Genomic DNA, 26467 nt, shown 5'->3' with positions numbered 1-26467 from the left:
TTCGGTCCTGCGGAGGGCAGATATATGTTTGAAGCAAGCAATTTCCATTCAACGAAAGGAGGTGATCCGATGTCTCATGGTTCAGTTAAGAGGTCGGGGAATTCCGTTCGGGAGATCGGCCGCCGATGATATCGGCGATGCCGGTCACGGCATGAAAGCAACTTCCGGCAGCGGCACATCCGACCGCTGACCCATGTTTAAGGGCCGTTGGATCATTCCAGCGGCCCTTTTCTGTTTTGCAATCTTGTCAGCGCGCGACATCTTTTTGTCGAACAATAGTGGCAAACGGCGTTTGAATGCTTACATCGGAACAAAGATCAAAAAGGGGCATCACATTATGCAGTTTCTGCGTGTCAGTTGGAAAATATTGGTCGGGTTGAAAGACCTGCTCGTCCTCCTGTTCCTGTTCTTATTCTTCCTTGCGATGTTCGCACTTCTGAACGCCAGCCCCAATCCGGCGGTCGTGCGCGATGGTGCATTGTTGCTGAAACTCGATGGCGTTATTTCCGAACAGCCTGCAGAAGTTGACCCGCTTACAGCGCTCACATCCTCAGCCATGCCAACCGGTGAAATCCGGCAACGCGACGTCGTTCGCGCGCTCAAGCTCGCGGAAAAAGATGCACGTGTGAAGCTGGTCGTTGTCGACATGGAACGGTTCATGGGCGGCGGACAGGCGAGCCTTGCGGCAATTGGCAACAGCCTTGAGGCGGTGAAAAAGGCGGGCAAGCCTGTCTATGCCTTCGCCACGGCCTATACGGACGACAGCTATCAACTGGCGGCCCATGCCACGCAAATCTGGATGGACCCGTTGGGCGGTGCAGTGATTACGGGACCCGGCGGATCGCAGCCATATTATAAAGGCTTGCTCGACCAGCTTGGCGTGAAGGCCAACATCTACCGTGTCGGCACGTTCAAGAGTGCCGCTGAACCCTATATGCGCACCGAGCAGTCCCCTGAATCCAAAATGGCCATCAAGGGCGTATATGATGAGGTCTGGAGCCAGTGGAAAGCGGGCGTAGCAAAGGCGCGTCCTCAGGCGCAGCTGGACCGGATGTTGACCGACCCGGCCGGTGCGGTGGAGTCCGTTAAAGGTGATCTGGCGCAATTGGCGCTGTCGACGCGTCTGGTCGACAAGCTGGGTGACCGTATCGCATTCGGCAAATTCATCGCCGGCAAGGTTGGCGCGGATGATAAGAAAACCACCGGTGGCTTTGCCCACACCCCGATGGACGCGTTACTGGCCAGCTATGGTCCAGCGACTGCAGGTGCCCAGATTGGCGTCGTGACCATTGCGGGAACCATCGTCGATGGAGAGGGTGGTCCCGGAACTGCAGCGGGCGACACCGTCAGCGGCCTCATTTACGATGCGCTCGACAATAAGGATTTGAAAGCTTTGGTGGTCCGCGTGGATTCGCCGGGCGGTTCGGTCACAGCGTCTGAAAAAATCCGTCTGGCGATTGAAGCGGCGAAAGCGAAAAAGATTCCGGTCATCGTTTCGATGGCAAATTTGGCCGCAAGCGGCGGTTATTGGATATCGCTTCCTGCCGATGTTATTTTTGCCGATCCTTCAACGATTACCGGATCTATCGGTATTTTCGGCGTCATTCCAAGCGCTGAGGCTGGGCTTGCGAAAATCGGTGTGAATGCCGACGGCGTGAAGACAACGCCATTGTCGGGCGAACCGGATATCTTGAATGGCTTCAGCCCCGAATTTGACCGCGTGGCCCAAAGCGCCATTGAGAACGGCTATCGCCAGTTCCTGACGCGCGTCGCAACGGCGCGCAAGAAAACGCCCGAACAAGTCGATGCTATCGCACAGGGGCGTATTTGGGCCGGTGGCACAGCCCGTCAGCTCGGCCTTGTCGACAGGACCGGTGGTATGCATGATGCGCTTGCGGAAGCCGTAAAGCGTGCCGGATTGAAACCCGATGGATGGCATGCCGAATATATTGAACCGCCAACGAGCTTCGCAGGCACGCTCATCAGTGGCCTGATGCCAAAGCGGGCGCAGGCTGCAGCGCCGATGGATATTTTTGCGCAAGCATCATGGCAGCAGCAGTTGCTGTTCCAGCGGATTTCGGCTGATCTGAACATGCTCACCGGCGTGCGTGGCGCACAGGCCAAATGTCTTGAATGTGTGGATTTTGGTGCACCCGCGACGGCAAAGGCCGATACCGGTTGGTTCGCGATGCTGGTGAAGGCATTCAGTTAATTACTTGTCATCCCGAACCGATGTTCGGGATGACACATATGACGTGGGCTGCTTACGCCTTAACTGCGCAGATAAGCCCGGACGAGCTTACGACGCCAAGAATTTCGGGGTCTTGCAGCGAGCGTGTGCGCTTCAGAAAGTCCTCGACGGTAATCTTGCGCATGTCCTGACCGCGCAGGCTTTTAAGGCCGCTCAGCTTATTCAATTGCACAAGTGAAAGCCGGTCGACCATCCGGTCAGCCATGCAGGCTGCAATCGGACGGGATAGACCGGCATCCATCAGCGCGGTTCTTACGCGTGTTTCAGGGGTGGCACATGCCGAGAGCGCTAGTGCAACAAATGTGACCAGCGCTACCCGATTCATATACGGCGTTCCTTCGCCCGTTCGACGCATTCCATGATAATGCGCTTGGCGTCGTTTTCATCACCCCAGCCGTTCAGCTTGGCCCATTTGCCGGGCTCTAGGTCCTTATAATGGGTGAAGAAATGCTCGATCTGTTGAAGGACGATGGGTGGCATATCCTTGTACGTCACAACGTCCGAATAATAAGGGAAGGTCTTGTTGACCGGCACGCACAGCAATTTTTCATCACCGCCGGCATCATCTTCCATCATCAAAACGCCAATCGGGCGGCACTTGACCACCGCGCCGGCGACGATAGGCGAACGCGCGACGACAAGTGCGTCCAACGGGTCGCCATCTTCACCCAATGTATGCGGAACAAAGCCATAATTGGCGGGGTAACGCATGGGTGTGTGCAGGAAACGGTCTACGAAAAGAGCACCAGAAGCCTTGTCGAATTCATACTTTACAGGTTCACCGCCAATGGGAACCTCGATCAGCACGTTCAGGCTTTCAGGCACATTGTCGCCTGCTGGAATCAAATCAATACGCATGGGAGAATGCTTTCAAATGGTTTTAGTTGGTCCGCCGCGGACGCAGCAAACGATCGATCGCCGTTTCGCCCTTGCCCGTGGTTTCGAGGTGCGGATAGCGCAAGCCGCCCGAATAGGCGATGTCTATTTGCTCAAAACGTTTGTTGCGTTCCAATATAAGGCGCACGGGCTTTTCCCCACCCTTTGCGGCCTTGATTGCGGCACTGAGGCCGTCTTTGGAGTAAGCATAGCCGTTGACGGCAATGATTTTGGTGCCATTGACTATATTGGCATTAAAAGCAGGACCGTTCCATAATACCGACGTGACGCGGCCTTCTTTATCCAACGTCAGCCCCAGCGAGTGCGTGAGGTTGAAGTTGTTGCCTTCTTTCATCAGTTCTTTGTCGAAGATGTTTGGCTCTTCTTTCCAGACAAGTTTGTACCCGCCCAATTCAAAACCGTTCAACGGTGCGGGCTGACCCGGTTGGCGCAATTTGGTATCCAAAAACGTCGCCCAATCATAAGGCTGCACCGCATTCAGCGTGCGGACAATCTCATCAAAATTATAAGTGAGCACGCCCCAGTCGGCGTTGCGCACGCCAAAAAAGGCCTTGGCGAAATCATCGAGCGATTTCTTACCCTTTGACAGCGTGCGGATGGTCATGTCCGCATCGAGCCAGATCAGCGAGCCTTCATTATAATAATCTTCGCCGCGTGCGTGGCTTGCGAATGGTTTGGCTTTGCGTGCGCCAAAAATGGGATCATGCGTGGTATCTTCCACCGAACGCCATGCACGGCCGGGCTGCTCTGCATAAAAGCCCGCATATTTGGCCCATTCGCCCATCACCATTTCTTTGGATTGTAGGCCCGAGCGCGCACCAAGGACGAGATCCCAAAAGCTGGTCTGCCCTTCATAGACCCACAATAAATTGTCGCGCATCGGGGTGGAATAATCGGGCGTCCACATCGTATCAGGACGGCGGAATTTGCCGTTCCAGCTGTGCGTGAATTCGTGGGGCAACAGGCCGCGTTCGGACATATTGTCATCCCATTCGATGAAATAGTCGGTCTCGCGCGTATTTTCAGAGCTGCGATGATGTTCAAGCCCAATGCCGCCGAGTTCTTCAGTCAGACCAAGCAGAAATTCGTAGCGATCAAAGTGCTTTGATCCAAAAAGCAGGAGCGATTCATTCACCAATGCGCGATGCGCAGCGATGTGTTCGGGCTTCGCGGCAAGATATTTGGCGTCGTCCGCCCATACGTTCAGTGTGACATTGTTGCCCAGATCCCATTTCTTATAATGTGGTCCAGCAAACATCGGGCTATCCACCAATGTTTCAAAGTTGGTCACGCCATACTCGATGCGGTTGCCGGTAATCTTTGCGCCATCAAGCGCGGCAACGCCCGTCCAGCCTTCCGGCAATGTAATCGACGGCTGTACCTGAATAGCGCGGGTAAAATGTCCCGCGGGGTACAGGGCCACCTGTTCCCATTGTACGTTCATCATATTGGGCGTGACGTTGATGCGGCCTTCGCTTTCGCGGATAGGCGCTGTGAACTGGAATTCTACATCGACGGACGATGTTTCGGCGGGCACATCGACATGAAAGGCGTAAACCTGAACCGGGTCGCGGGTCCAACGCAGCGTCTTCCCGCCTGCGCGGATCATAAGCCCTGTCATTTCGGCCAGTGCACCGCGTGGACCATGCTTGCCGGGCAACCACTGCGGGTAAAGCAGGACCAGCGGCTTACCTTTTTCTACAGGAATGACCTGACGCACTTGGAAAATAGCGCGATCAATATCGGTAGCGTCCACAGACAAGATCATTGGTTCCGACAGGGGGCGATCTTGCGGCTCAGGGATATTCGAGACGATAGGCACCGGCTGCGGCGCACTGTTTTGCGCAGATGCTGCGGAAATGAGGCTAGCGGAAAGGGCGAATGCGGCGATAGCGCGGGATAATATGCGTGGATACATGGGCCAGACATTTGGCGAAAGCCGATTGGCACGTCCAGCCCTATTCCACTAACAACAATTAGCCGCTAGGGCGCTTTAATATGGCAAAGATACAGACACCCCAAGCCGTTCGCGGTACTCAGGACATGTTCGGCGAGACAGAAGAACGTTTTGCGCATGTCGTCGCAACATTTGAACGCGTGCGCAGGCTTTATGGATTTAAGGGACTTCAGTTGCCCGTGATTGAGCCAACGGCGGTTTTCTCGCGCAGCTTGGGTGAGGCGACCGATGTCGTATCCAAGGAAATGTACAGCTTCGAAGATCGCGGCGGGGATTCGATCACGCTGCGGCCCGAATTTACGGCGGGCATTGCGCGCGCGTATCTCACCAATGGCTGGCAGCAATTTGCGCCGATGAAGCTGTCGGTGCACGGCCCATTGTTCCGTTACGAACGCCCACAAAAAGGCCGCTATCGTCAATTTCACCAGATTGACGCGGAGATTATCGGCGCAGCAGAGCCTGCCGCTGATGTTGAACTGCTGGTGATGGCGGACCAATTGCTGAAGGAATTGGGCATAAATGACGGCGTGACGTTGCAGCTCAATACATTGGGCGACACGCCAAGCCGCGATGCGTGGCGCGCGGCATTGGTCGGCTATTTCAACGATCACAAGGGGGCGCTTTCAGAAGACAGCCTCGCGCGGCTGGAGAAAAATCCGCTGCGTATTCTGGATAGCAAAGACCCCAAAGACCGCCCGATTGCCGACGCGGCGCCGGTGATCGACGATTATCTGTCTGGCGAAGCACAGGATTTCTTCGGCGCGGTCACAGCAGGCCTTGATGCCGCTGGTGTGGCTTGGACACGCAATGCCGCGCTGGTGCGCGGCCTCGATTATTATCGCCACACTGCGTTTGAATTTGTGACCGACCGGCTCGGTGCGCAGGGCACTGTTCTGGGTGGTGGACGCTATGATGGTCTAATCGAGAACCTGGGCGGACCAGCGACGCCAGCGGTTGGCTGGGCGGCCGGCATTGAGCGGTTGGGCATGTTGATTGATGCCGTGCCAACACAGCAGATCGAAGCCATGATTGTTTTGGAGAATGACGCGGGTCTTGGGCATGCCTTCGCGCTTTTGCGTCAGCTGCGCCAAGCCGGAATTTCGGCCGACATGATTGCAACTGGCTCACCGAAAAAGCGCTATGATAAGGCGGTGAAGCAAAGCCCGGCGGCTATCCTGCGCGTCAATGAGGATGGCTATTACGGGATGTCCGGTGAAGGTAACAATGACCGGCTTAAGAGCGTTCTTCAGTCGCTCGTATGACCAAAATCTCCCCGCAACGTATCGCGCTTATTGAATCGCGCTTTTCCGAGCTTGAGGCACGGATGGCGTCGGGGCAGTTGGAGGGCGATGCCTTTGTCACAGCTTCCAAGGAATATTCGGAGCTGGAACCGGTCGCCAAGGCGGCTGCCAATGTCCGGCGACTGCGCAAGGAAATCGAAACCTTGCAGCATATGTCGAAGGATTCCTCTGACCCCGACCTGCACGAAATGGCGATTGAGGAACTGGAGGATGTCAGTCATCAGTTGGGCCAAGCTGAAACCGCTTTGGCCATTTCGCTCTTGCCGAAAGATGCCGCCGATGACAGGCCGGCCATGCTTGAAATCCGCGCGGGCACGGGCGGTGATGAAGCCGCGTTGTTTGCCGGTGACCTGTACCGCATGTACGAACGCTATGCCGCGGGGCAGGGGTGGAAGATCGAACCTATCTCCGTCAGCGCGTCCGATGTGGGCGGGTTCAAGGAAGTTGTTGTCGCGATCAAGGGCAATGGCGTTTTCGCCAAGCTGAAATATGAAAGCGGCGTCCACCGTGTGCAGCGCGTGCCCGTGACCGAAAGCGGCGGCCGCATTCACACCAGCGCAGCAACGGTCGCGGTGCTGCCTGAGCCAACCGAAGTCGATATTCAGATCGAGGCGCGCGACCTGAAAATCGATGTGTACCGTGCGTCGGGTGCAGGCGGACAGCACGTCAACACCACGGACTCGGCCGTGCGCATTACCCATTTGCCAACAGGCATTGTCGTGACCTGCCAAGACGGACGCAGCCAGCACAAGAACAAAGAACAAGCCATGCAAGTGCTGCGCGCGCGGATGTACGAAAAAGAGCGCGAGGAAGCCCAAGGCGCGGAGGCCGAGGCCCGCAAAGCAATGGTTGGCTCAGGCGATCGTTCGGAACGCATCCGCACCTATAATTTCCCGCAAGGCCGCGTGACCGATCACCGGATCAACCTGACGCTGCATAAGCTTCCGGAGATCTTGGAAGGCGGCGGCCTTGGTGAATTGGTTGCGGCGCTGATTGCCGAAGATCAGGCCGAGCGCATGGCGGGGCTGTCGGATTAAGCGCTTTGCTATTTTGCCGTCACCCTGAACTTGTTTCAGGGTCTTAATTCCCCTCGTCGAAAGTAAGATGCTGAAACAAGTTCAGCATGACGGTGCGGGGAAAATATAGGTCAGTCGATCACCAACCGCCCATGGTCCAATTTCGGCAAGACATAACGTGCAAACATGTCGCATTCGTTGATGTGCGGGTACCCCGATAAAATGAAGGCTTCGATGCCCACGGCGCGATAGGCTTCGATTTTGGCGAGCACTTGGTCCGGGTCGCCAACAATCGCCGCGCCGCAGCCTGAACGTGCACGGCCAATTCCGGTCCACAGATTATCTTCCAGATATCCGTCGTTCGCTTCCGATTGCGCGCGCAATTCGGCCTGATGTGCAACGCCGAAGGTTTGCGTATCCAAGGATTTGTTGCGGATTGCGTCGCCTTGCTGCGCATCCAGCTTGGACAAGAGACGGTTCGCATAAGCCCGGGCTTCGGCTTCGGTTTCACGCACGATGACATGCGCGCGGAAGCCATATTTCAACGTCCGTCCAAATTTTGCCGCGCGCGCGGTCATGTCTTCGACAAGGTCCTTTGCGCCCTGAACCGTTTCCGGCCACATCAAATACACATCGCAACCTTCGGCAGCAGCGTCCTTTGCCGCGGGCGATAGGCCGCCGAAATATAACGGCGGACATTTGCCGCTGACGGTCTTCATGCGTGGCGGGTCGAGATCGATTTTATAATGTTCGCCATCAATCGACAGATGTTCGCCGTTCAACAATGTCTTGAGGATCTGCATCGCTTCGACCGTCCGGCGATAGCGCGGTTCGCTGTCCATCTTGTCACCGGGCAAGTCAGACGAGATGATGTTGACGTTCAACCGCCCACCCGAAATCTGGTCCAGCGTGGCAATCTGCCGCGCCAATTGCGGGGGCCAGCTTTCGCCAATACGCACCGCCATTAGCAACTTGATGCGTGTGGTCAGCGTCGCAATGGCGCTGGCAAAAGCAGTGGTATCCAACCCAAGCGTGTAGCCCGAGGGGAGCAATATATTGTCGAACCCGCCCTTTTCCGCGGCGAGCACGATATTGCGGCAATGCTCCCAACTCGACGCGAGCATGGGATCGGGTTGCCCAAGAAATTCGTAATCATCGTCGCATAATGCGGAGAACCAGCTGACTTCGATTGGGCTTTTCATGGCAGGGGAACTCCTCGCGCGGCGACCAATACGCTGTACCAGTCAGCGCGGGTCCATTTGATTTTGAAGGCATCGGCAGCCTCTGTGATGCGTGCCGGGTTTTGTGATCCAACAATCGGGATTGGGCGGGCAGGGTGCGCCATAATCCAGCTATAGGCCGCTGCCGTGCGCGAAACGCCATGCGCGGCTGCAACGCTAGACAAGGCGGCCGCGACATTTTGTTCACGCGCATCGCCGGGGTCGCCGATCCGTCCGCCGCCAAGTGGTGACCATGCCAACACCGCCAAATCCATGGCGATGGCTTGATCCAGCTCACCATTTTCGATGGTATCGATCCGCAACGGGGAAAGCTCCGGCTGTGTCGAGACAATCGGAATGCTGCTGAACTGTGCCAAGGTCGCTATTTGTGCGGTCGTGAAGTTTGACACACCAAAGGCCCGGATTTTTCCGGCTTTATGCGCGTCTTCGATGGTGCGGGCGATTTCTTGCGGGTGGGTGAGGATATCGGGACGGTGGATTTGCCACAGATCGACATAGTCAGTGCCCAAACGCGACAGGCTGTCGTCAATGGCCTTCGTCAGATATTCCGCGCTGCTGTCATATGGAGTCGGCGGGGTAATTCCGCCCTTGGTGGCCAGCACCATGCGGTTGCGATATTCGGGTGCCTCTGCAAATACGCGGCCAAGCAGTTCCTCGGCCTTGCCAAAGCCTTGTTCACCAAAGCCATAGATGTCCGCCGTATCAAAAAGGGTGATGCCTGCTTCGAACGCCGCATCAATGGCCGCGCGGGCTGCGGAGATTTCGAGACCTGCAAAGCGCCACATGCCCCAGGCAATCGATGAAATTTCAATACCGCTCTTGCCCAAAAGGCGTGTCGACGGAGGTGTTGGAATGGTCATGTATTTTTGCTCTTTTTCAGTGAAGGTGAATAAGGTGGGGCAACCGACTCGCGGCTGATCAGTTCGTGGGGAAGACGGCGATGCTCAATTCCGCCTTCGCCAAATAATAGGTCGGCAGCCGTCGACGCAAGGTCGCGGACAGGCTGGCGCACGGTGGTTAAGGGCGGCCAAACAACGCGGGCAAGCGTGGTGTCGTCAAACCCTGCGACAGACAATTGTTCTGGTACCTGAATGCCGCGGCGATGGGCGACGGCAAGGACACCCGAGGCCATGTCATCGTTCGATGCAAAGACCGCCGTGGGCGGATATTTCAGCGATAGAAACTGCTCTGTTGCCGCAACGCCGCTTTCAAAATCAAAATGGCCCTCGGCGATCAAGTCTGGATCTACCGATATGCCAACGCGGCCAAGCGCGCGTTCATATCCTGCCTGACGTTCTGCACTGGCCATATGGTTCGCATGGCCCTTGATAAAGGCAATCCGCCGGTGACCGATGTTAATGAGGTGCGTCGTCATGTCGTCCGCGGCCTGCATATCATCCATGAATACCGAGCTGGTAAGCGCATGGTTGGTGCCGGGTGAAATGCGCACGAAGGGGATGTTCATGGCTTCGAGAACGTTCAGCACGGGGCCGCAATCGGTGACGGGTGAAGACAATATCGCGCCATCCACATGCGTCTGCCGGACCATGCCGCGCACCTGCTCGCCCACATCGGGGTCGGACACATCGACGGGTTGTGCAATCAGGCGCATGCCTTCTTCATGGCATCGGTCCCAGCAGCCCTGCATGATCTGGTGCATATAATAAGGGCTGTGATTATCATAAATCAGCGCAATCTGGCCGGACTTCGTGCCCGCCAATATGCGCGCTGCAATGCTGGGCGAAAAGCGCAGCTCTGCCATCGCGGCGTCGACCTTCGCTTTGGTTTCTGCACTGACATAAGGGTGATTGTTGAGGACGCGGCTGACGGTTTTGACGGCCACACCGGCAAGCTTTGCGACATCACGGATATTGGATCGGGTGTTCATGACCTGAATTCTTGTGTGATCGCACTGAACAGCGATGCGTGCGCGCTGCCCTTGCGGGTGAACACAGGTGGCTGCCCATGCGGAGCCGTGATGTCATATGTGCCCTTGGCGAAAATGTCGCCGGACCAAAGATGGACCCAATCCCCATCTGGCAAAGTCACATTGCGGCTGCTTGCGCCCTCTTCGACCACAGGTGCGACGATCATGTCCGCGCCATAGAGATATTGGTCTTGAAGGTCGTAATAGGCCGCGTCGTCATAGTGCAGGAACAACGGACGCTGAAGCGGCAGGCCTGTCGCCACAGCCTCGTCGGACAAGGCGCGGACATATGGCGCAAGGCGGGCATGCACTTGGCTCATGCGGGCAAAATGGGTGAGTATTTCGGCGCTGCTATCGAGTTGCAGATTGTCTGCTGGACGATTGCCCTCATGACTGCGCATGACGGGTGCAAAGGCCGCCAAGTCAATCCAACGGTGCATCAATTCTGCGGTCCGGACCACGCCATGCAGGCTGGTATACCCGCCGAGGTCGCTGTGGTGGTAAGCGTTGCCCAACAAGCCAGATGATAATGCCGCCGTGATGACCGTGTTGATCCCGTCGTGGCGGGTGAAGTCGACGCATTGGTCGCCTGCCCACAATAATGGGCAATGCGCCTGCACGCCCGAAAAACCGGCGCGCATGAAAAATGTCGCGTCATGCGTTTTGCCGCGCGATGCGATGGCGTCAGCATTCACCTTCGCCCAAAGCACGGGCCAGCGATTATGCGCCTCCATCGGGTCAGACCCATCGAACAGGCGCACATCGGTCGGCAGATATTCGCCAAAATCTGCCATCCATCCTGAAAGCCCGAAGTCGAGCATTTCCTGACCGATGATGCGGTCGGCAAACCATGTCGCGGCGGCAGGGTTGGTGAAATCCACAACGCCTGCGTCAAATTCGCCGAAATCGACGGCATAAGGCTCGTCGCTGTCCTGCCGCAACGCAAGAAAGTTGGCGGCGCGTGCCTCTTGATACAGCGACCCATCCACCGCCAGATAGGGGTTCACATAGCCAAGGAAGCGAATGCCCCGTTCGGCAAGCGCCGCGATTTGTGCGGGTAAATCCGGATAGCGCGTGGCATTCCATTTCCAGTCCCAGAACAATCGTTTGCCAAAGCTGGTCTGACGAATGCCGATCCAATCTTCGCACCACAGGCCGGTAATCGCGGCGCCAGAAGCTGCAATTTTTTCGAACCGGTCAAAGGTGTCGACACCATCCTTCAGCCCGACGATGGCACCGGAAATGGCCCAATCTGGCAGGGCAGGCTGGCGACCAAAGCGATCCGACATTTTGGTAACAAGCGCGGGCAGCGTAGGCGCGTCAAAAAGCTCCAGATCGACATTTGCCGACCAACATTCGACCCCAACCCGGCCCGCGTCCGTCAGATCAAGCACCGAATAAGCTGCCGTTTCGAGGTGCACCGCATAACGCGCACTGCTTACCCATGTCGGCTGCGGATAGTTGGTGGTCCAATAGTCACCACCGGCCAAGCCATCTGCATCCATCGTCTGCGTAAGCGCGGTCGATTTGTCACGGCCAACGCCGGGTTCCGATGTCCAGAACGGAAAGCGACGTCCATTCAGCCGCAAATAAGACATCTGTTCGCCGCCACCCCAAAAGGCTTCGGATGTTGCGCACTGCATGTCTATCCAAAGCCGGTTAAAGGCCGGATCTGTGCAGCGAAATGTGAGGATGGATTGCAGCGCCTGTTCCTCAAGCACCAGCGTTGCGACGACGTCAGGCCGCTTTGCGTTCCAAAGCCGGATACAGCCATCGACTTGGGCGCAACAATCAAGCGGCAGCCGCGTGTGTACGACATCGTCGATGCGAAAATTGCCGCGCACCATTTCCAAGTCAGGCCGCCCCGTACCTATGCTGATCGCAGGTGCATCGTTACGGTGCGACAATAGGCTGACGTCACCATGCAGCAGGTCGAAGCCTTCAGGATGCATGATAATTGAAAATGGCAACGCGGGTCCTTTTCGCCGTCACGGCAAGCACTATGGCATGATTGCCACAGTCTTTGCCTAAATATTGTCGCTATATGACACCGCTAGACATATCAAGCGGTGTTGGTTACATCAACCCCGTTATCAACGACTATCACGTCGATCTGCATGGTTTTAGGGATCTAGTTTCTCGGAAACTGCAACAAGCGGGCGGCAATTAAGGGAGGCACAGGATGCATTTTTCAACGTATAAAAAGACGAACCTTGTTCGCGCAGCATTGCTCGGCACCAGCGCAATCGCGCTAGGAGTGTCCGCACCAGCGTTTGCGCAGGTTGAGGAAATTGTTGTTACGGCCCAGAAGGTCGAAGAAAATTTGCAGGATGTGCCAATCGCCATCACTGCCGTTTCTGGTGACGCCTTGGCGGCGGCAGGCACAACCAGCCTTGAGAATCTGAGCCAGCTCGTTCCATCGGTCACATTCCGCAAGGGCACGACCAACGCCAACTCGGCTGTTGTGTTGCGTGGCGTTGGAACGATTTCGTTCTCAATCGCTGCAGAACCAAGTGTTTCGACCGTTGTCGACGGCGTTGTGTTGAGCCGTTCAGGTCAGGCATTTGCTGATCTCGTCGAAATCGAGCGTCTCGAAGTGTTGCGCGGGCCGCAAGGCACCTTGTTTGGCAAGAACGCGTCGGCTGGTCTTATCAACGTTGTTTCAAAAGGTGGTACCGAAACGCTTGAGGGCGAAGTTACCGTAGAGGGTTTTGAAGGCGGCGAATATCGTGGCCGTGCAACCGTTTCCGGCCCAGTCGCAGAAAGCCTGACTTTCCGCGCAAACGCATTTTACGGCACTTATGAAGGCAATATCACCAACATATTTGGCGGTACGAATAACAAAGTGAATGGTTATGAGCATGTCGGTTTCCGCGGATTGCTCGATTTTGACAATGGTCCCGCACGGATCAAGCTCATCGCAGATTATTATGAAGCCGATGATGATTGCTGCGGCGAAGTCACCGGCGTTTCGCGCGGTGCGGCGCTGGACGCAGAGCTGAACCTTCCATTGGGCGTGGCCCAAGGTGAAAATCAGCGCTTCGTGAACCATAATCTCGTAACGGAGTCGTTGGATCGTCAAGTCGGCGTCACGATAAACGCAGATTTCGATGTATTTTCTGACTACACGTTGAGCGCGATTTACGGATATCGTAATTGGAACAATACAGAAATCCGCGAAGGCGATTTCTTGCCCCGTGCTGTTGTTGGTACACCACAATTGCATGACCGTGGCTTTGTCGAAACCAACCAAAGCTCGCTTGAGGTGCGTTTGGCGTCAGACCAAAGCAAGGCGTTCAAATATCAGGTAGGGACGTTTTACTGGAAATCCGAAAATACGCAGGACTTCACGCGCGACGTTACCACGTGCACAACATCCACTTCGGCTGTTGATGCGCTTACGGGTGCCCGTCCCTGTAACCTTACAGACACCGTCAATACATTGTTTCCGACGGCCACATCAAACAGCTTAGTTGATATCGAAAATTATGCTGTGTTCGGTCAGGCAACATATGATTTCACCGACCGCATCGGTCTAACCGTTGGCATGCGCTGGACGCACGACGCTATCGATTACACGCACAACCGTGCACCAGGCGTAAACCGCACCAATGGCGCGGCGGCAACGGGTGCCGGTATCTCGGGTTCGCCTGCTGGTGGCACAGTTGCATCCGGCGGTAACGGAACGGCGCTGTCAACCGGATCGTCTAGCAACAGCAATTTCTCCGGCAAGGCAGTGCTTACTGTGAAGCCAACGGACGATGTCATGGTCTACGGCAGCTACACGCGTGGCTATAAGGGCCCAGCGTTCAACGTATTCTTCAACCACACAGCACCCGTCAACGCAGTGCCGATCGATGAAGAAACATCAGATTCGTTTGAAGCTGGCATTAAGAGCCAGTTTGCCGACAACCGCATTCAATTGAATGCGTCGGCATTCCAAGTGACCTATGACGGGTTCCAAGCGAACAACTTCGTGCTTTTGAATGGTGCAGTTGTTACCAACTTGACCAATGCTGGCCAAGTGCGCAGCACGGGTTTTGAACTGGATGCACTTGCCAACCCTGTTGACGGTCTCGACCTGTTCGGCAGCGTTGCATATGCAGATGCCAAGGTACGCCGGTTCAACCCGAACCCGCTGACCAACGCACCGGACGCCCGCAACGGCACGAAGCTGCCTTTGGCTCCAACATGGAGCTGGAACATCGGCGCATCGTACGAATCGCCGTTCAATATGTTCGGTAAAGATGCGAAGGTTTATTTGCGGACGAGCTACAATCATGTTGGCAGCCAGTTCTCGGATTTGGGCCAGAGCGGACCAATCGACAGCTATGGTCTGTGGAATGCAAGTGTTGGATATTCGGACGCCGAAGACAACTGGCGCCTGACCTTCATCGTCCGCAACATCACAGACGAAAGCTATGTGCTGCTGAATACCAGCGCTGGCCAGCGTCTGCATATTCCACGTGATGCAGATCGTTACATGGGTGCAAGCTTGCGCTTCCGCATGTAATCCAACACGCGACGAAAACTTAAAACAAGGCTGGAATCCGCAATGGGTTCCAGCCTTTTTTGTTTTCAAATTTCAGGGGAGAGAGCGAGGACGGGCGGTGCGAGACCATAAGCACAGCACCCCGCCCTTTGCCCGATGCCCAGATGTAAAAGGAATTCGACGAAAAACCGACAATGGCGGACAAATGACGTTTACAGATGTAGTCGAATCGACTACGTCTGTAGTCGGAGAGTAAAAATGTCATCAGAACGTATCAGCGACGCTGAATTAACAATCATGGAAATCCTATGGGAACGCGCGCCGTTGACGGCGACAGACGTCGCTGCGCGATTGCCAGATGATCGTGATTGGTCGTTACCAACCGTAAAAACCTTGCTGTCGCGCCTGCTGACCAAAGCAGCTGTTGAACATCGCGCCGACGGACGCCGGTTCCTGTACTCGCCCCTCATCGATCGCGAGGATTATGTTTCGCATGAATCCAAGCGGCTGGTTGACCGGCTTTTTGGGGGGCGGTTCATGCCGCTGGTTGCGCATCTTGCCGAGCAGGAACAGCTTAGCGACGCTGACATATCCGAAATCGAAAAACTGTTGAGGGAGATGAAATCATGAACGCTGACTTCATGGGCGCTTGGCTGTTTGATACCTTATGGACCACGACACTGCTGATGGCCGCCATTTTGATTGTGCGGCGGCCTGTCGCCAAATATTTTGGTCCAACCATCGCATATGCGCTTTGGACAATACCCGCTGCCCGTGTGTGCATGCCCACGATCGAAGGGCCATCCATTTCAACAGCTGACGGCGGCATTGCCATCCAAAACGCGGTAAGGGATGCTGTGCTCGCGGGGCTATCGTCCCCAGATGCTATGGCGACTGCGGCGAACCCGGTTGATGCCCTTCCTACGATTGATTTTCTGGCACTCGGTGTTTTGACCTGGCTTGGCGGCGCGGTGCTGTTGTTCATGGTCCAGATGATCCGCTACGCCGCGATGCGCGATGATCTTTTGGCCGAAGCCACAGACATCGCCGTTGTCGATGGCGTCAAAATCGTCGCATCCGATCACGTCGCCGGACCATTGGCTTTTGGCCTTTTTCACCGCGTGATCGCCGTGCCGCAGGATTTCACCAAAGCCTATTCGCCTGCCGAACGCGACCTCGCGATCGCGCATGAAATGGCGCATCACAAATCGGGCGATCTGTTCGTCAATCTGGCGGCTTTCATCGTCCTGTGCCTGCAATGGTTCAACCCCGTTGCGTGGATCAGCTGGAACGCATTCCGCGTTGATCAGGAAGCGGCGTGCGATGCGCGTGTGCTTGCTGGCAAGGGTCCGGAAGAACGCGCGATATACGGTCAGGCGTTGGCGAAGACAGCATTTGATGGCGTGCCGACCTTTGCGACGGCACTGAATTCACCGAAAACAATAATTGAGCGATTGAGGAGAATAACGATGAAGGACACCAGCCATACCCGCCGTTCGCTTGGCAAGATTGGCATAATAACAGCCGCTGCAATCATATTGCCGCTGACCGCAACAATAGTCCCCGCGGTCGTTGCGCAGGACAAAGTGGCGGCTGAAGAAAGCAAGCCTGAAGTGGTCAAGCGCGAGGTCCGGATAATTAAGCTGAAACGCGACGGTGAGACGATGGACATAGTCGGTCAGGACGCCTTGGGCGGCGAAGTGACCAAGGTCGAACGTGACGGGAAAACCTTCATCTTCCGCACCGATAAGAAATTGTCGCCTGAAGAAGTCGAAAAATTGATCGATAAGGCCGAAAAATCGCGGGAAGAGGCTGAAGATGCTGTGGCGCAGGCAGACAGTGCCAAGCGCGCTGAAGGTGATACGCCCGCACCCGCCAAAACCCGCCGCGTGGAAACCATCCGCGTCATGGGCGACATGGGCGAAATGGATATCGCCTCTTACATCCCCGAAATCGATATTCGTGAAATGACCAAGGACTGTCGTGACGGCCAGCCGGTGACCACCGATGTCAGCGGGTTCGACGGCAAGCAAAAATCGCGCGTCCGGCTGGTTATGTGCGGCAAAGGGCACGCCATATTAGCACGGGTCGAAGCGATCAAAGGCTTGCGTGAGGCGCGTAACGAAATTGCAAAGGACAAGGAAATGCCCAAGGGCGTTCGCAAAGATGTTGTGAAACAACTTGATCTGCAAATTCGCAAGCTGGAAGCGCAAAGCGACGCTGCGGAATAAACGCCAATCCATTCGCTGGGCTGCCACGCTCGGCTTGTGACAGAACATTTGGGGCGGTTTTTGCGAACCGCCCCTTTTTCTTTGCGCGACATTGCGCCATAGCCATTTCATGAGCAACTGGCCCGATAGCATAGAAGCTGGCGAAACCGAGCAGCACGAACCACTTGTGCGCCGCGTGCTCGCGCCCAATGCCTCGCCTTACACCTATACGGGTACGCAAACCTGGTTGGTTGGCGCAGGGTCCGATGTCGCGGTAATTGACCCGGGCCCAGTCGGTAGCGGGATGAGCGTCGGCGATCCGGCTGATATCAATGGCGAGGGTCATGTCGAGGCGATTTTGCACGCTGTTGCCGGTAAGCGTGTCGCGGCCATCATGTGCACGCACACCCATCGCGATCATTCGCCAGCGGCGGCCCCGTTGAAGGCGGCGACGGGCGCGCCCATCATCGGTTGCGCGCCGCTGGTATTGCGCGATGATGGCCCGCGTTCCGATAGTGCTTTTGACCCGGACTATGCCCCTGATCGCATCCTTGCGGATGGTGAGCGTATTTCAGGCGACGGGTGGACTTTGGAAGCCGTCACGACCCCCGGCCACACCAGCAACCATATATGTTACGGACTGGTCGAGAGCGGGGCGCTGTTTACCGGTGACCATGTCATGAAATGGTCCACCAGCGTCGTCAGCCCGCCCGATGGTGACATGAGCGACTATCTGGCGTCGCTGCAAAAATTATATGAGCGTACGGACCGTATTTATTACCCCGCACATGGGCCAGCGGTCGAAAACCCAAGGCAGCTTGTACGCGGCATGATTGGTCACCGGCGTCAGCGGGAACGCCAGATTCTGAATTTGCTTGAGGCAGGCGAGGGGCACATTCCCGACATGGTCGCTGCGATGTATAAGGGTCTCGATCCGCGTTTGACGGGCGCTGCCGGCCGGTCGGTATTGGCGCATCTCATCGATTTGCAAAATCAGGGCCGGGTCGCGGCCCAAGGCGAAGGTTGGCATTTAATCGCGCAAAAAACACCGTAAAAGCGCCCGCCAGAACTTGTTTCGATCGGCCTTATCGACCACATAGAGCTTCACTCGAGACGCAGATGACAATGCTGCAACGCAAAGGTACCACAGAATGAACGCTCCTGTAGCCCGCGAAAATCTGCAAGGACTTGACCTGCTCGCTGAAATCCAGCGGCTGAAAAAAGAACGCAATGCGGTCATTCTCGCGCATTATTATCAAAAGCCGGAAATTCAGGACCTTGCTGATTTCGTCGGGGACTCGCTGGAACTCAGCAAGCGTGCGGCCGAAACCGACGCGGATGTCATCGCGTTTTGCGGCGTCAAGTTCATGGCCGAGACCGCGAAAATATTGAGCCCGCAAAAGACCGTCATTTTGCCTGATATGGCGGCGGGTTGCTCGTTGGAAGACGCGTGCCCCCCCGGCAAATTCAAGGCTTTTCGGGAAGCACATCCCGACCATATCGCGCTGACTTACATCAATTGTTCGGCAGAAGTGAAAGCGCTGTCTGACATCATCGTCACATCCTCAAGCGCCGAGACGATCTTGAGCCAAATCCCTCCCGAGCAGAAAATCATTTTTGGGCCGGACCGGCATTTGGGCGGCTATTTGAGCCGTAAGTTCAACCGTGACATGCTGTTGTGGCCGGGTGTGTGTATTGTGCATGAGGCGTTTTCGGAAACCGAATTGCTGAAACTGAAAGCGCAGCATCCGGGCGTTCCAGTGGCGGCGCATCCCGAATGCCCGCCGCATATTATCGATCATGCCGATTATGTCGGCAGCACCAGCGGTATCCTGCAATATGCGCAGACGATGACGGGCGACACGCTCATCGTCGCAACCGAGCCGCACATCATCCACCAGATGGAAAAGGCCGAGCCCACCAAGACCTTCATCGGGGCGCCGGGGGCTGACGGCAACTGCGCGTGCAATATCTGCCCCTATATGGCGCTCAATACGATGGAGAAGCTGTATCTCGCGCTGCGCGACCTTCAGCCGCAGATAGATCTCGACGAAACCGTGCGTTTGGCTGCCAAAAAGAGCCTCGACCGGATGCTGGAAATGGCAAGCGGGACTGTTGGTAAAGGCGACCTCGGCAGGGCTTAGCCCAGTCTGCGAAGAATTTGTGCACTATTCGCTGGATGCGGGTGGACGCTAAAAAAGCGCCTTCATCTGACGTTCAGCGAAAAGCGCAAATATACCCTCGCATTCACCGTTATATCGATATAATACAGCCACGCGATGCTTTTCTGGCGCTCCTCTTCTGACATTCCTTCGGATATTGACGGCCGTCTTGCGGCCTTCGATGAAAGCTATGCGCAGCGCTTTCCCGATGACCCGCAGCCTTGGAATCCCGATGCCAAACCAGCGTCGACACGGCGTCTTATCTTGGGTAAAACCCGCTGGTGGTGGTTTAGTCGTACCAGCGCCGCCCTGCTTGGTCTGTTCATATTGTTGATATTGTGGCTTGCGATCACGGCGCCATTGTCCAAATCGCTTCAGCCCATCGCACCGCCGCGCATTACGCTGCTGGCGTCGGATGGCACGCCAATCGCGCGGAACGGGGCTATCGTCGACAAACCGGTTGATGTCGGCACGCTGCCGCCGCATGTCGTGCAGGCGTTTTTGTCTATCGAAGATCGCCGATTTTATTCGCATTTCGGTATCGACCCCCGCGGCCTCGCGCGGGCGTTTTGGTCCAATGCTTTTGGCAGCGGAATGACGCAGGGCGGAAGCACGATTACACAGCAACTCGCGAAATTCACGTTTCTGACGCCGGAGCGCAGCCTGACCCGCAAAGCGCGCGAAATGCTCATCGCGTTCTGGTTGGAAGGGCGTTTGACGAAGGACGAAATTCTTGAGCGCTATCTGTCGAACGTCTATTTCGGTGACAATGTCTACGGCCTGCGCGCAGCGTCCTTGCATTATTTCTACAGACAACCCGAGCGGCTGACGCTCAGCCAGTCGGTGATGCTCGCTGGCCTTGTGCAGGCGCCGTCGCGGCTTGCCCCGACCAAGAACCCCGAACGGGCGGCGAAGCGGGCGCAATTGGTGCTGAATGCAATGGTCGCCAATAATGTCATTACGCGGGCCAAGGCCGACGCGACACCCGTCGCGCGGCTTGACGTTCGCGTGCGGGAAACGCTGCCGACTGGTACCTATTTTGCAGACTGGGCCATTCCCCAAGCACGGTTGCTGACCGACAGCGGTTATGCCGACGTCAGAATTACAACGACATTGGATGCGCGATTGCAGAACATCGCCCGCAAGGTTGTGGCGCGATCCGCCGTTGGCAATGCCCAAATCGCGCTCGTTGCGATGCGCCCCAATGGCGAAGTTGTCGCCATGGTCGGTGGCCGAAGCTATAAGGACTCCGCGTTCAACCGTGCGACACAGGCAAGGCGGCAACCCGGGTCGACCTTCAAACTATTTGTCTATTTGGCCGCGCTTCGGTCGGGGATGACGCCGGAATCATTGATTGCCGATACGCCGATCAATGAAGGCGCATACCGCCCCAAAAATTCGGGACAAAATTATCGCGGTGACATTACGCTGGAGCAGGCATTTGCCCAGTCAAGCAACGTGGCTGCGGTCCGCCTGTATCAAAAAGTTGGCGGCGAAGCGGTGGCGCGCGCGGCCACGGATCTGGGCGTGCGTAGTCCGTTGACGATGGACCAGAGCATGGCTCTGGGCAGTTCCGGCCTGACCCTGATTGAGCTGACGGCTGCCTATGCCGGTGTGGCAGGGAACCAATGGCCCGTTGAACCGCACGCCATCAAACGCGAAGAGCAAGGATGGATCGAGTGGCTGTTTTCCGGACCGCGTTCATTCAGCAGCCGTACGCACAGCATGTTGCTCGATTTGCTGGGTGCGACGGTCAATAAGGGAACCGGACGCGCAGCGCGGCTGTCCATTCCGGCCTATGGCAAAACAGGAACGAGCCAGGACAATCGCGATGCATTATTTGTCGGATTTGCGGGTGACTTGGTGGTCGGGGTCTGGATTGGCAATGATGACAACACTCCGCTGCGCGGCGTTAACGGCGGCGGTTTGCCGGCGCGCATCTGGCGCGATTTCATGGCGCAGTCGATCCGCAATGCGGCACCTGCGGCAAGGCCGAAGCTGCGTCAACAGCCTGACCCTGAAGGCCCGATTGAACCGTTGGACTTGCCAGAACTCAGCGAGTTTCCTGTCGATGTTGGCAACGCGGAAGTCCGGATTGACCAAGGCCAAGGTGTAACCGTGAACGCCGAGGTTGGTGGCATGCCTGTGGAGGTCAAGCTTGACCGTGGCGGTGTGAATATTCAGCCCGCGCCGCCCGAAACGCGACCCGCGCCGGGGACGCGGTGATGGTCGTTCGGTTCTTGTATTCAACCATTAAAAAACTCGCGCTCGCACTGGCATGTGTTCTCGGTGCGGTCGTTGCAGCGCCTGTTTATGCGGACGCAAGTGATATTAGCGCTGCCGCACGCAGTGTCGTGCGCATCGTCGTTTTTAGCTCCGCAGAAGGCCAGCAGACCATTGTCAGCATTGGCTCTGGCGTGGTTGTTGACCGCAACAAGGTCATTACTAACGCCCATGTCGTGGAACAGGCGCGCTTCGACGACAGTGTCGAAATTGTCGTTGTGCCCTCCGACGGGACACAAAGCTATCGCGCCACGGTGTCCGCCGTGGTCGCGCGCAAAGACCTTGCGCTTCTGCAGCTTTCTTCCGGCGCGTTGGTCCCAGCGAGCATATTTGCGGGCACGGTGTCCGATGGCGCGGACGTTTTTGCGATTGGTTATCCGGCCAGCGTGGATGTCGCGCTTGAACAAAGCGAGGCGGACGTGCTGCGCCCTCAACCGCCCGTTAAAACGCGGGGTACTATTTCTTCGGGCCGGACATCGAAGTCCGTTGAATCGCTTTTGCACACCGCACCTATTGCACCGGGCAATAGCGGCGGGCCGATTGTCGATGCATGTGGCCGCGTTGTTGGTATCAATAGCTTTGGCTCGGTCGCGAACGATGGCGGCGCCGAGTTCTACTTCGCCATTTCGACGCGCGAGCTTGCGGCATTTCTCGACAATCAAGGCGTCGCGTTCCGAACGGTTCGTGGCGATTGCCGTTCGGTCGCGGAACTGACACGCGCTGAGGCGGAACTGGAAGCGGCCACCCGCGCCAAGGTTGAGAAAGAAGCACGTGTGGCCGCTGAGTTACAGCGCAGCCGTGAAGGCAAAGTGCGCAGTGACGCCGAACACGCAGTCATATCTGCCCGCGAAAACCACATCGCGCTTGCGGTTTTGCTGCTGGTCTTAAGTGCCGTCGCCGGCGGCGCAGCGTGGCAATTTTCGGAGCGTGGACAAAATGATCGTTTCAAATCGGCGGCCGCAGCAGGCGCGATATTGCTGGTTTCGGCGGTCGGTATTTTTGCAGCGCGCCCGTCTTTCGACGAAGTCGATGACAGGGTGCGTGCGGCCCTGACTGCGGATGCGCCGCAGGACGAAGTGGTCAAAGCGGCCGTAACCGAAGTGGCCAAAATATGCGTGCTGCAGCCCGAACGCAGCCGTATCACCATGTCCGATACCGCCGATGTTGATTTCACATGGCGGCCGGACGGATGCGTCAATGGGCGGACGCAATATGTCGAAAGCGGCGGGCGATGGGTTAGAAGCTTTGTGCCGAACAATGACGCACAGATTTCGGTGACGAGTTACGCCCCCGACACCAATATCTATCGTATTGAGCGTTTTCTGCCGGGTACAGATGCCATGCGGTCCGCCCGCGAAGCGCGTCAACGTTATGACGTGAAGACATGTACAACGGACGCGAGCCAGCTGACCAATATCGACAATATGAATAAGGCGATTGCTGCACAATTGCCGCCCACCCCGAACGAGATATTGCTGTTCACCTGCACTGACCGATGAATCGTGGATTGTGCACCGCGACATTCTGATTATGGTGGCCGCATGACCCGTTTGCTGCCGTTTTTGCTTTTGTTGCTGTCGGCTACACTTGCCGGTTGTTCGCAGGGCGTCGACAATGAACGGGTCCGCGTCGATGTGATTGAGGATCGTTCCAAGCCCTTTAACGTGTCCGCCACGCCATTGCCGCTCGCCTCTGCCTATCTGCGCAGTGCAACGGCACAGGGGTTGGTCACCTTTGACGAAAAAGGCCGCGTTGCGCCGGGGTTGGCGAGCCGCTGGATCGTTAATGATGACGGTATGAGTTACATTTTCCGTCTGAACAAAGCGCGGTGGAACGATGGGCGCGAACTAAACTCGCAAGAGGTCGCGCAGCTTTTGACCCGGCGCATAAGTGAGCTCAAAAAGGGCCGTTTGCGCGATGAACTTGCCGTCATCGACCGCGTCGTCGCGATGACAGGCAAGGTCGTTGAAATCCGGCTGAAGGCCCCGATGCCTTATTTGCTTGAGCTGCTTGCTTTGCCCGAATTTGGATTATTACGTCGCGGTGCCGGGTCCGGCCCGATGCAGGCCAAGAAATTGGGTCAGGCCATGCAATTGCGGCGCAATGAAATCGATGCCGAAGGGACGGCGGTTCTTGGCACCGCAACGGTTACGCTGCGCCGGGGCGAAGCGTCGTTGGTGCTCGCGCGTTATGTGCTTGGGCAGACCGATTTGATCGAGGGCGGCCGTTTTGAAACCTTCCCGCTGCTCGAAGCGGCAAAGATCAATGCCAATGAGATCCAGTTTGATGCGGTCCCGGGTTTGTTTGGATTAATGGTGGTGCAGGCTGGTCCCTTTTTAGCGAACAAGGAGAACCGCACGGCAATCGCGATGGCCATTGACCGGCCAAAGTTGCTGACAGCTTTCGACATTGTTGCATGGCGGGAAACGGTCACGCTGGTACCCGAAAGCTTGCCGAACCGTGCGGACATTTCTCGGCCCGATTGGGCCGCACCGTCCATGGACCAAAGGCGGTCCATGGCCGCGGCACGCATTGCAAACTGGAAGCGTGCAAACGGGGCTATCCGGCCTTTGCGTGTTGCCCTGCCACGTGGGTACGGCAGCCGCATATTTTTTGCGCGTCTGCGCGCTGATTTAGCGGCCGTGGGTGTCGATATTGAGCGGGTGACCGCCGACCGGCCGCATGACCTGCGCTTGATTGACCTGACGGCGCAACAGTCCAGCCCTGCATGGTATCTGGACCAATTGTCCTGCAAATTTGCCGCGATATGCAGCGCCCGGGCGGACGCAATCGTTGCAGAGGCGCGCATGACGAAGGACATGACGGTGCGTGTGCAATTATTGGGGCAGGCGGAGGCCGAAATGCAATCCACGGTCGGCTTTATTCCGATTGCCAATCCGCTGCGCTGGTCGGTCGTTCGGCCGGGGCTTTTGGGGCACTTTGCCAACGGACGGGGCCGGCACCTGTTGCAATATCTCGGGCGGGACCCAACATAAGTCTAAAGGAGTTATGCCAGTGCCGATTTCGCAGGAACAGTTTGCGCAAATTGCCAAGGATCTGCCCGGGATGGGCAACGACCCACGGGCCGTTCGCATGCGCGTCGAGGCGCTCGAAAAGGTGCTTGAACGGGCATTTCACATTCCCGGCACAAAAATTCCGGTCGGCTTGGACACCGTCATCGGCTTGGTGCCCGTCCTCGGCGATCTCGTGACCGCAGCCATGGGCGCCTATATCGTCTGGGAAGGCCGCAATCTGGGCATGTCAAAATGGCAGCTGCTGCGCATGAGTGCGAACATCGGCATTGATACCGCGATTGGCGCGGTGCCATTTTTGGGCGATGCCTTTGACTTGGTATGGCGGTCAAATACTAGAAACCTGAAGATCATCCGCAAGCATCTGGACAAACATCATCCGTCCACGCGGATCATCGAACGTTAACGCCCGCGCCAGATTTTGACCTGCGCTGTGCGTGATGCGACCCGGCTAAAGCTGGGGCATCGCCGTGGTTTGAATGTGCGGTCTAGGCAAATGCGTATTTCTTGAAGCCAGCCTTTCGGGCTGACCTTTACCGTCACCGAATCCGCTGGCATCCCATCGTTTAACTCGGCAAATCTTTCGGCAATCGTCGCTGCGGTCAATGGCGTTCCGCGTTCTGGCTCGCGCGAAAGCCGCGCCATGTCGGGAAACTCAAGCGCGTTGAACAACAGCCGTGCTGCACCGAAATAAGCCTCCGGCGTTTTGGCGATGCAGCTGCCATGCTTCGCCCATTGGTGCTGCAGCAATTGGGGCGACGGGCTAAGGCAGATGTTGTTGGCAATGGTCTGCCGTGGCAGCACGCCGACCGGCCGGCAATATTGCGGATAATTTGCGCCCTTTGCTTCGGGCCAAAGGCCATGAAGAATGAAGCCAAAGTCGCCAATTGTCCCTGAACATTGTAACCGCATCGCCGGGTCGCGTTCCCGTCCACGGCAAAATTCGGGGCTCCAGCTTAATGCCAGAATATAGCCTGCAATCGCGGTGCGCCGGACCTGATCGGGCGACGGAAGCTCCAATGCTGGACGGGGTAGATAATTTGTGGGCTGGCACTGCCATGCTTGCGCCAGCGCCGGTGCCGGCGATAGGCACGCGGCCGCGCCTAAAAGGACGAGGCTGCTAAGCCTGCGCAAAATCCAAACCGATATCCGCAGCGGGTGCGCTTTGCGTCAAGCGCCCGACCGAGATGTAGGTAACGCCGGTTTCCGCTTTTGCGCGAATGCTATCAAGCGTAACACCGCCCGACGCCTCAGTCGGCACGCGGCCCGCAATTAAGGCAACCGCCGTGCGCAGCGTATCTGCATCCATATTGTCGAGCAGCAAATGGCTCGCGCCCGCCGCAAGCCCAGGTTCGATTTGCGCGATGCTATCGACCTCTAATATGATGCGTTCGACGCCTGCTTCGCGTGCGCGGCGTACCGCCTCTGCCACTCCGCCTGCGACCGCCACATGATTGTCCTTGATCATCGCGGCATCCCACAAGCCCATGCGGTGGTTCGTGGCCCCGCCCATGCGCGTGGCGTATTTTTCAAGCACGCGAAGCCCGGGAATGGTTTTGCGCGTGTCCAAAAGGGTGCAGCCCGTGCCCGAAATCGCGTCGACATATTGCCGTGTTAGCGTGGCGATGCCCGAAAGATGTTGGACCGTGTTCAGCGCGGACCGCTCCGCCGTCAGCATCGCGCGGGCATTGCCCCGAA

Annotated in this window: 21 protein-coding genes; 12 read left to right on the top strand and 9 right to left on the bottom strand. The window is 56.8% G+C overall.

What is annotated here, in order from left to right:
* Positions 1-337: 337 nt before the first annotated feature.
* Positions 338-2212 (top strand): signal peptide peptidase SppA, encoded by a 1875-nt coding sequence (sppA, locus tag ACILQA_RS02365; RefSeq protein ID WP_395628245.1) that lies wholly within the window; start codon positions 338-340, stop codon positions 2210-2212.
* A gap of 52 nt (positions 2213-2264) precedes the next feature.
* On the opposite strand, the gene ACILQA_RS02360 is transcribed toward sppA, so the two are convergent.
* From ACILQA_RS02360 to ACILQA_RS02350, 3 genes are read right to left on the bottom strand one after another with little or no spacing between them, the layout of a single operon-like run.
* Positions 2265-2576 (bottom strand): hypothetical protein, encoded by a 312-nt coding sequence (locus ACILQA_RS02360; RefSeq protein WP_395628244.1) that lies wholly within the window; start codon positions 2574-2576, stop codon positions 2265-2267.
* Positions 2573-3109, bottom strand: coding sequence for an inorganic diphosphatase (gene ppa / locus ACILQA_RS02355; RefSeq protein ID WP_395628243.1), 537 nt, complete (start codon positions 3107-3109; stop codon positions 2573-2575). The genes ACILQA_RS02360 and ppa overlap by 4 nt, the downstream gene beginning before the upstream one ends.
* A 22-nt stretch (positions 3110-3131) precedes the next feature.
* On the bottom strand, positions 3132-4904 hold the full coding sequence (locus ACILQA_RS02350; RefSeq protein ID WP_395628242.1) for a M61 family metallopeptidase: 1773 nt from the start codon (positions 4902-4904) through the stop codon (positions 3132-3134).
* A 242-nt stretch (positions 4905-5146) separates the two neighbouring features.
* On the opposite strand from ACILQA_RS02350, the gene hisS reads away from it, so the two are divergent.
* Both hisS and prfA read left to right on the top strand, forming a co-directional pair.
* Positions 5147-6367 carry a histidine--tRNA ligase gene (gene hisS, locus ACILQA_RS02345; RefSeq protein WP_395628241.1) on the top strand — a complete coding sequence of 407 codons (1221 nt, stop codon included), beginning with the start codon at positions 5147-5149 and terminating at the stop codon, positions 6365-6367.
* Entirely contained in the window at positions 6364-7443 is a 1080-nt protein-coding gene (gene prfA, locus ACILQA_RS02340; RefSeq protein WP_395628240.1) for a peptide chain release factor 1, read from the top strand. The genes hisS and prfA overlap by 4 nt, the downstream gene beginning before the upstream one ends.
* A gap of 110 nt (positions 7444-7553) precedes the next feature.
* Here the strand turns inward: prfA and ACILQA_RS02335 are convergent, their stop codons facing one another.
* From ACILQA_RS02335 to ACILQA_RS02320, 4 genes are read right to left on the bottom strand one after another with little or no spacing between them, the layout of a single operon-like run.
* Positions 7554-8624, bottom strand: a complete 1071-nt coding sequence (locus ACILQA_RS02335; RefSeq protein ID WP_395628239.1) for an LLM class flavin-dependent oxidoreductase — start codon at positions 8622-8624, stop codon at positions 7554-7556.
* Positions 8621-9523 (bottom strand): aldo/keto reductase family oxidoreductase, encoded by a 903-nt coding sequence (locus ACILQA_RS02330; RefSeq protein WP_395628238.1) that lies wholly within the window; start codon positions 9521-9523, stop codon positions 8621-8623. Before ACILQA_RS02330 ends, ACILQA_RS02335 begins: the two co-directional genes overlap by 4 nt.
* On the bottom strand, positions 9520-10551 hold the full coding sequence (locus ACILQA_RS02325) for a LacI family DNA-binding transcriptional regulator (protein ID WP_395628237.1): 1032 nt from the start codon (positions 10549-10551) through the stop codon (positions 9520-9522). Before ACILQA_RS02325 ends, ACILQA_RS02330 begins: the two co-directional genes overlap by 4 nt.
* Positions 10548-12542 (bottom strand): alpha-glucosidase, encoded by a 1995-nt coding sequence (locus ACILQA_RS02320; RefSeq protein ID WP_395628246.1) that lies wholly within the window; start codon positions 12540-12542, stop codon positions 10548-10550. Before ACILQA_RS02320 ends, ACILQA_RS02325 begins: the two co-directional genes overlap by 4 nt.
* A gap of 230 nt (positions 12543-12772) precedes the next feature.
* Between ACILQA_RS02320 and ACILQA_RS02315 the strand changes: the two genes are divergently transcribed.
* The 9 genes from ACILQA_RS02315 to ACILQA_RS02275 all read left to right on the top strand — a co-directional run bounded on the left by ACILQA_RS02315 (position 12773) and on the right by ACILQA_RS02275 (position 25175).
* Positions 12773-15103 (top strand): TonB-dependent receptor, encoded by a 2331-nt coding sequence (locus ACILQA_RS02315; RefSeq protein ID WP_395628236.1) that lies wholly within the window; start codon positions 12773-12775, stop codon positions 15101-15103.
* A gap of 237 nt (positions 15104-15340) precedes the next feature.
* Positions 15341-15712 (top strand): BlaI/MecI/CopY family transcriptional regulator, encoded by a 372-nt coding sequence (locus ACILQA_RS02310; RefSeq protein ID WP_395628235.1) that lies wholly within the window; start codon positions 15341-15343, stop codon positions 15710-15712.
* On the top strand, positions 15709-17313 hold the full coding sequence (locus tag ACILQA_RS02305) for a M56 family metallopeptidase (protein WP_395628234.1): 1605 nt from the start codon (positions 15709-15711) through the stop codon (positions 17311-17313). The genes ACILQA_RS02310 and ACILQA_RS02305 overlap by 4 nt, the downstream gene beginning before the upstream one ends.
* A gap of 109 nt (positions 17314-17422) precedes the next feature.
* A complete protein-coding gene (locus ACILQA_RS02300) occupies positions 17423-18346 on the top strand; it encodes an MBL fold metallo-hydrolase (protein ID WP_395628233.1) in 924 nt (307 codons plus the stop codon).
* A gap of 97 nt (positions 18347-18443) precedes the next feature.
* Positions 18444-19436, top strand: coding sequence for a quinolinate synthase NadA (gene nadA, locus ACILQA_RS02295; RefSeq protein ID WP_395628232.1), 993 nt, complete (start codon positions 18444-18446; stop codon positions 19434-19436).
* 135 nt (positions 19437-19571) lie between these two features.
* Positions 19572-21680, top strand: a complete 2109-nt coding sequence (locus ACILQA_RS02290) for a transglycosylase domain-containing protein (RefSeq protein ID WP_395628231.1) — start codon at positions 19572-19574, stop codon at positions 21678-21680.
* Entirely contained in the window at positions 21680-23236 is a 1557-nt protein-coding gene (locus ACILQA_RS02285) for a S1C family serine protease (protein ID WP_395628230.1), read from the top strand. The genes ACILQA_RS02290 and ACILQA_RS02285 overlap by 1 nt, the downstream gene beginning before the upstream one ends.
* Positions 23237-23278: 42 nt before the next feature.
* On the top strand, positions 23279-24733 hold the full coding sequence (locus ACILQA_RS02280) for an ABC transporter substrate-binding protein (RefSeq protein WP_395628229.1): 1455 nt from the start codon (positions 23279-23281) through the stop codon (positions 24731-24733).
* A 19-nt stretch (positions 24734-24752) separates the two neighbouring features.
* On the top strand, positions 24753-25175 hold the full coding sequence (locus tag ACILQA_RS02275; protein ID WP_333569320.1) for a DUF4112 domain-containing protein: 423 nt from the start codon (positions 24753-24755) through the stop codon (positions 25173-25175).
* On the opposite strand, the gene ACILQA_RS02270 is transcribed toward ACILQA_RS02275, so the two are convergent.
* Together ACILQA_RS02270 and nadC are read right to left on the bottom strand one after the other, a co-directional pair.
* The gene (locus ACILQA_RS02270) at positions 25172-25903 is read right to left on the bottom strand and encodes a ribonuclease T2 family protein (RefSeq protein WP_395628228.1); all 732 of its coding nucleotides are present in this window, start codon (positions 25901-25903) and stop codon (positions 25172-25174) included. The genes ACILQA_RS02275 and ACILQA_RS02270 overlap by 4 nt on opposite strands.
* Positions 25890-26467: carboxylating nicotinate-nucleotide diphosphorylase (gene nadC, locus ACILQA_RS02265; protein WP_395628227.1), on the bottom strand; the 578-nt coding region annotated here is incomplete at its 5' end. The genes nadC and ACILQA_RS02270, both read right to left, overlap by 14 nt.

The organism is Sphingorhabdus sp. (assembly GCF_044239005.1).
Classification (GTDB): domain Bacteria; phylum Pseudomonadota; class Alphaproteobacteria; order Sphingomonadales; family Sphingomonadaceae; genus Sphingorhabdus_B.
Note: the sequence above shows the minus strand (reverse complement) of the source record. Positions and strands in the feature narration are given on the sequence as shown.

Bases quoted from the DNA above. Each gene is read 5' to 3' on its own strand.
- hisS (WP_395628241.1), top strand. From the start codon at position 5,147: ATGGCAAAGATACAGACACCCCAAGCCGTTCGCGGTACTCAGGACATG.
- ACILQA_RS02280 (WP_395628229.1), top strand. From the start codon at position 23,279: ATGACCCGTTTGCTGCCGTTTTTGCTTTTGTTGCTGTCGGCTACACTT.
- ACILQA_RS02320 (WP_395628246.1), bottom strand. From the start codon at position 12,542: ATGCATCCTGAAGGCTTCGACCTGCTGCATGGTGACGTCAGCCTATTG.
- ACILQA_RS02290 (WP_395628231.1), top strand. From the start codon at position 19,572: ATGCTTTTCTGGCGCTCCTCTTCTGACATTCCTTCGGATATTGACGGC.
- ACILQA_RS02300 (WP_395628233.1), top strand. From the start codon at position 17,423: ATGAGCAACTGGCCCGATAGCATAGAAGCTGGCGAAACCGAGCAGCAC.
- ACILQA_RS02305 (WP_395628234.1), top strand. From the start codon at position 15,709: ATGAACGCTGACTTCATGGGCGCTTGGCTGTTTGATACCTTATGGACC.
- prfA (WP_395628240.1), top strand. From the start codon at position 6,364: ATGACCAAAATCTCCCCGCAACGTATCGCGCTTATTGAATCGCGCTTT.
- ACILQA_RS02285 (WP_395628230.1), top strand. From the start codon at position 21,680: ATGGTCGTTCGGTTCTTGTATTCAACCATTAAAAAACTCGCGCTCGCA.
- ACILQA_RS02335 (WP_395628239.1), bottom strand. From the start codon at position 8,624: ATGAAAAGCCCAATCGAAGTCAGCTGGTTCTCCGCATTATGCGACGAT.
- ppa (WP_395628243.1), bottom strand. From the start codon at position 3,109: ATGCGTATTGATTTGATTCCAGCAGGCGACAATGTGCCTGAAAGCCTG.
- ACILQA_RS02315 (WP_395628236.1), top strand. From the start codon at position 12,773: ATGCATTTTTCAACGTATAAAAAGACGAACCTTGTTCGCGCAGCATTG.
- ACILQA_RS02310 (WP_395628235.1), top strand. From the start codon at position 15,341: ATGTCATCAGAACGTATCAGCGACGCTGAATTAACAATCATGGAAATC.
- ACILQA_RS02330 (WP_395628238.1), bottom strand. From the start codon at position 9,523: ATGACCATTCCAACACCTCCGTCGACACGCCTTTTGGGCAAGAGCGGT.
- ACILQA_RS02325 (WP_395628237.1), bottom strand. From the start codon at position 10,551: ATGAACACCCGATCCAATATCCGTGATGTCGCAAAGCTTGCCGGTGTG.
- nadA (WP_395628232.1), top strand. From the start codon at position 18,444: ATGAACGCTCCTGTAGCCCGCGAAAATCTGCAAGGACTTGACCTGCTC.
- sppA (WP_395628245.1), top strand. From the start codon at position 338: ATGCAGTTTCTGCGTGTCAGTTGGAAAATATTGGTCGGGTTGAAAGAC.
- ACILQA_RS02360 (WP_395628244.1), bottom strand. From the start codon at position 2,576: ATGAATCGGGTAGCGCTGGTCACATTTGTTGCACTAGCGCTCTCGGCA.